Origin of the sequence: Parablautia muri, from assembly GCF_009917485.1 — a bacterium.
GTDB classification, from domain to species: domain Bacteria; phylum Bacillota; class Clostridia; order Lachnospirales; family Lachnospiraceae; genus Suilimivivens; species Suilimivivens muri.
On the sequence record NZ_QZDT01000111.1, the window covers coordinates 1 to 4573 of the forward strand.

Annotated in this window: 6 protein-coding genes; all 6 read left to right on the top strand. The window is 42.9% G+C overall.

The features are described from left to right. Window positions 1–1627: DUF4368 domain-containing protein (locus tag D5281_RS24080; protein ID WP_160562413.1), on the top strand; the 1627-nt coding region annotated here is incomplete at its 5' end. 228 nt (window positions 1628–1855) lie between these two features. Next, complete coding sequence (locus tag D5281_RS24085) at window positions 1856–2455, top strand: transposon-transfer assisting family protein (protein ID WP_160562414.1); 600 nt, start codon at window positions 1856–1858, stop codon at window positions 2453–2455. A gap of 4 nt (window positions 2456–2459) precedes the next feature. Then, window positions 2460–2741 (top strand): hypothetical protein, encoded by a 282-nt coding sequence (locus D5281_RS24090; RefSeq protein ID WP_160562415.1) that lies wholly within the window; start codon window positions 2460–2462, stop codon window positions 2739–2741. Between the two features lie 80 nt (window positions 2742–2821). Beyond that, window positions 2822–3874: an acyltransferase family protein gene (locus D5281_RS24095; RefSeq protein ID WP_160562416.1), complete on the top strand. Its 1053-nt coding sequence runs from the start codon at window positions 2822–2824 to the stop codon at window positions 3872–3874. A gap of 135 nt (window positions 3875–4009) precedes the next feature. Then, window positions 4010–4351: a hypothetical protein gene (locus tag D5281_RS24100; protein ID WP_160562417.1), complete on the top strand. Its 342-nt coding sequence runs from the start codon at window positions 4010–4012 to the stop codon at window positions 4349–4351. Next, window positions 4348–4573: hypothetical protein (locus D5281_RS24105; RefSeq protein WP_160562418.1), on the top strand; the 226-nt coding region annotated here is incomplete at its 3' end. The genes D5281_RS24100 and D5281_RS24105, both read left to right, overlap by 4 nt.

Here is a 4573-nt window from a genome sequence, read left to right on the forward strand (position 1 = left end):
TCTGATTGAAGATGTGGAACAGGGAAAAATCGGCACAGTGATTGTAAAGGATATGAGCCGAGTGGGGCGTGACTACTTGCAGGTTGGATTTTATACCGAAGTAATGTTCCGAGAAAAGGGAGTGCATTTTATAGCAATCTCAAACGGAGTGGACAGCGAGAAAAGGGAAAGTGCGGAATTTGCGCCATTCCTTAACATCATGAACGAATGGTATGTGCGTGACACAAGCAGGAAGATTACCACTGTCTTACGGGCAAGGGGAATGACGGGGAACGCCCACACATCTAACCACTGCCCTTACGGTTATAAAAAAGACACGCTTGACAGCACCCACTGGGTAATTGATGAACCCGCAGCCGAAGTTGTCCGCAGGATATTCCGCTTGTGCATTGCAGGAAAAGGACCGTATGACATAGCGAGGATACTCTATGATGAAAAAATCGAAAGACCGTCCTACTATATGGGGCAACGGGGATTAGGAACACACTGCACCACCTATGACACCGAAAACCCTTATATGTGGCGTGGAAGTACGGTTGCAACTATCCTCTCCAAACCCGAATACATGGGGCATACAGTAAACTTCCGCACCTATAAGGAAAGCTACAAGGACAAGAGGGCAAAGAAAACCCCAAAGGAAGAACTTGTAATCTTCAAGAACACCCAAGAGCCGATTGTTGACGAGGAAACATGGAACATGGTGCAGGAACTCCGCAAGACAGTCCGCAGGCATGACGTTTTAGGCGAGGCAAACCCACTGACAGGCAAGATGTTTTGTGCTGACTGCGGGGCGAAGATGTATAACCACCGCCACAGGACGGCAAGGTACAGGAAAGACATCTACACCAAAGGCAAAGGACGCTGGATTGCTCCCGAAGATGATTACAACTGCTCCAACTACAACTTAGGCAGACAGAAATACAGACAGCAGTGTTCCTCACACGGGATACAGACAAAGGCGGTCAATGCGCTTGTCCTTGAAACGATAAAGGAAACGTGCAATTATGCGGTAGCCAATGAGGGCGAGTTTAAGGGGATTATCTGCAAGCTGTCCTCTGACAGAAAAGCAGACGCAGGAAAGACCGTCAGACAGCGGATCAAGAAGAATGAAAAGCGCTATGATGAAGTGAACCGTCTGATAAAGAAACTCTATGAGGACAACATCAGCGGAAAATTAAGCGATAAGCGTTTTGACGCAATGCTGAATGACTATGAAAGCGAGCTTGCGGAACTGGAAAACAGCCTTAAAACAGACAATGCGGAACTGGAAGAAATCAACACCGACAAAGAAAACGCAGACCTCTTTATGGAACTTGCAAAAAAGTATACCGATTTTGAAGAACTCACCCCCGCCATGATTAACGAGTTTGTTTCAAAAATCGTAGTCCATAAAGCCGAGGGCATAGGCGCAGGACGGACGCAGGAAGTTGAGATATTCTTAAATTATATCGGCAAAATCGAGATACCCCATGAGGAAACCGAACTGACCGGGGAAGAAAAGGCACAGCAGGAGAAAGAGCGGATACGTTTGGAGAAGAAACGGGCGTGCAACCGTAGGTATATGGCAAGGAAACGGGAAGAAATACGCAGACAACGGGAAAAGGAACTAGCAGAAACAGCAAATTAACAGAGAAAAGGGACTTCCTCAATGAAAAGGCTATGACAGTAACAGTTATAGTCTTTTTTCATGCGGTTATTACCGTATGAAATGAACTCCAATTCCCTCAAGCGGAGAAATATCCGTCAATGATATTCCGCAATCCAATCTCTCGACAATTAGTGGGAGAAAATCATATATCAGCACCGAAACCAATCAATCATATCAATCAATCCATATCACAGGAGGGCAAAGACCATGAATAAAAGGCAGGAACAGCAGATTTTAGACTATTACAGTACCACCGACAAATATATCCGCAGCAGGACACACTCCAATGCGCATCAGACTGTATTTACCAAAAAAAGCGACAAATACCAGTGGCTTGTGCTGGAACAGAAAAGCCAGTGCGAAGTAGAGGTAAGGCAGACCGACAGTCATGGAACAATCACAGCGAGGGATAATTACGAACTGACAAGAAATCTCCCTAAGTGTGTGGGCATGGAGCGTTTATGTGAGGGTGCAAATTTTCAGATACCTTTTAACGCTGATGAAATCAACTTAATCTATCAGTTTGGGGAGCAGAACAAAGCGGAAACGTGCGCTCATTTATCCGCAATCCTGCCACAGATAAAGGACAGCGACACCAAGCAGATAGTAAGCGGCACTTTGAAGAAATTAAATGCCCTGTCAGAAGAAACGTGTGCGGAACTGACCGCAACCACCAAAAGACGGAAAATGAACGAGCGTGACCATTCCGTAATGGCAAGGTTAGCCAAAGCAAAGGAACAGGCAAAACAGCCGACAGTTGCCGAGGGAAAAAAGCACAGAACCCACAGCAAGGGAAGGGGGATATGACACTATGAAACTTTCCCGATACGAACAGGAAACCATAGTCAATTACAATGCAGGAGAACAGACCGCCACCCTCTATACAAGGGATAAAGCGGTTATGAGGAAACTTGACACGCTTGTTGCCGACTTCCCCGACACATACAAGCTGACAGAGCAGGACGAGGTATCTAAGACCTATTCCTTTCCGAAGTCACACGTCAGTTACCGCAAGCCGAGGACAGTCAGCACAGAGCAGAGGGAACGGGCAAGGCAGATGATGATTACAAAGAATAAAGCAAAGGGAGATTAAGCAAAATTTAATGGAATTGTGTGTGCGGTTGTGATAGGATAACAGTACTGAATATTATTGATGAAAGGCATGAGATAAATATGCGAAAATACTATGTTGACAATATACGCTGGATTATCATTTTACTTCTTGTTCCCTACCATGCGGCAATGGCATGGAATGTATGGGGAGAACCAAATTACATTTGTTTTGAAAGCAATAAAATAATTAGTAGCATTGTTGTATTTTTTAGTCCGTATTTTATGCCACTTATGTTTTTCATTGCAGGCATCTCCACAAGATTTGCACTACAAAAGCGGACAGTAGGGCAATATGTGTCGGAAAGGGCTAAAAAAATACTGATACCATTCATTTTTGGTACAATGCTACTTATGCCGCCTATGACATATATTGCCGATAAATTTAATTGTGGTTATCAAGGGGATTTTTTTCAGCATTATGCTGTTTTCTTTACGCATTTTACTGATTTAACAGGTGCTGACGGCGGTTTTTCGGTTGGACAGTTTTGGTTTATCCTATATCTGTTCCTTATTTCGCTCATTGCTGTTGGAATTATCATATTACAAAGAAAAATAATGCACCTAAAAGATATTGATATACCGCTTGTGCTGATTTTCCTTTGGGGATTACCGTTGCCGCTTTTTAGCGAATTGCTTTCGACAGGCGGAAAAAGTCTTGTAGAATATACTTACATTTTTCTTGTTGGCTATTATATTTTCTCAAATGATGATGTAATCAACAAAGTAGAAAAATGGAAATGGATTTTCTTGTGTATAGGCATAACAGCAACGGTTTTCAATGTATATATGTTTATTTGGTCAGAGACGCAACAAACATTGTTAAATACGATTGCCAAATATGTATCGGAGTGGTTTATGTTAAATTCCTTGTTAGGGATTGGGAAAAGGTATTTGGATTTTAGCGGGAAAATATCAAAATATATGTCAAAAAGGTCATATACTTTTTATATTTTTCATTTTGTTTGGGTGGTGTTGTTCCAATATCTTTTGTTTAATGTTTACAATGCTAATATAATTTTGCTATATGTTTTACCAGTGCTTTTTGCATATGGAACAACATTGTTATGTTGCGAGATTTGTAACAGAGTATCTTTCTTCTCTTTCCTTAGATAAATTAGTATTTTCAAGGGAAGATATAAAAACTGAATATTGTTTACCTATAGGTAGCGATTATCTTAACAGACAATCCGCTACCTTTTTTATTTTCAGAAACTATCAACACAGCACAGAAAGAATGAGGTATCAGAAATGATTGAGAGCAAGAATGACACAAGCAAAAACTTAGAAAAAGCATTACAGGCATTGAAACAGGCGCAACAGCGTGTAGCCAACGAAAAGAAAAAACAGAACGAGAAGAAACGCAAAGCTGAGAACCACCACAAGTACGTCATGGGCGGCATCATTGTGAAGTATTTCCCCGACTGTTACAGCTATGACGAGGGCGAGTTAAACCGTATCTTATCGGTTGCCTTGCAGACAAAGGAGTGTCAGCAGATTATATCTAAAATCAAAACGGAAAGCCGAGAAACCACTCCCCCACAACCCACTCTCCCCAATGCCGAAAACGAAAGTGAGGGCGGTACGGAATGACAAAGGCGAGGACACTGGAAAGCCGAGGTAACGTATTCACCCTGTTTACAGGGTGCGCACAGATATACCACCAGAGGTGGTATGTGCGCCCTTCGGGGAGCAAGTTTCACTTGCATGGACTCCTGCGGAGGGCGTTGTCTGCCTTGCGGCAGCCAAAAGGGGAAACGACAATTCCCCTTCGCAAGCTGCGCTTGCTACCCTTTAGTGAACTTTGCGTTCAGA

Excerpts from the sequence above, each read along its gene's own strand:
- D5281_RS24085 (WP_160562414.1), top strand. The coding sequence starts at position 1,856 with ATGAATAAAAGGCAGGAACAGCAGATTTTAGACTATTACAGTACCACC.
- D5281_RS24090 (WP_160562415.1), top strand. The coding sequence starts at position 2,460 with ATGAAACTTTCCCGATACGAACAGGAAACCATAGTCAATTACAATGCA.
- D5281_RS24095 (WP_160562416.1), top strand. The coding sequence starts at position 2,822 with ATGCGAAAATACTATGTTGACAATATACGCTGGATTATCATTTTACTT.
- D5281_RS24100 (WP_160562417.1), top strand. The coding sequence starts at position 4,010 with ATGATTGAGAGCAAGAATGACACAAGCAAAAACTTAGAAAAAGCATTA.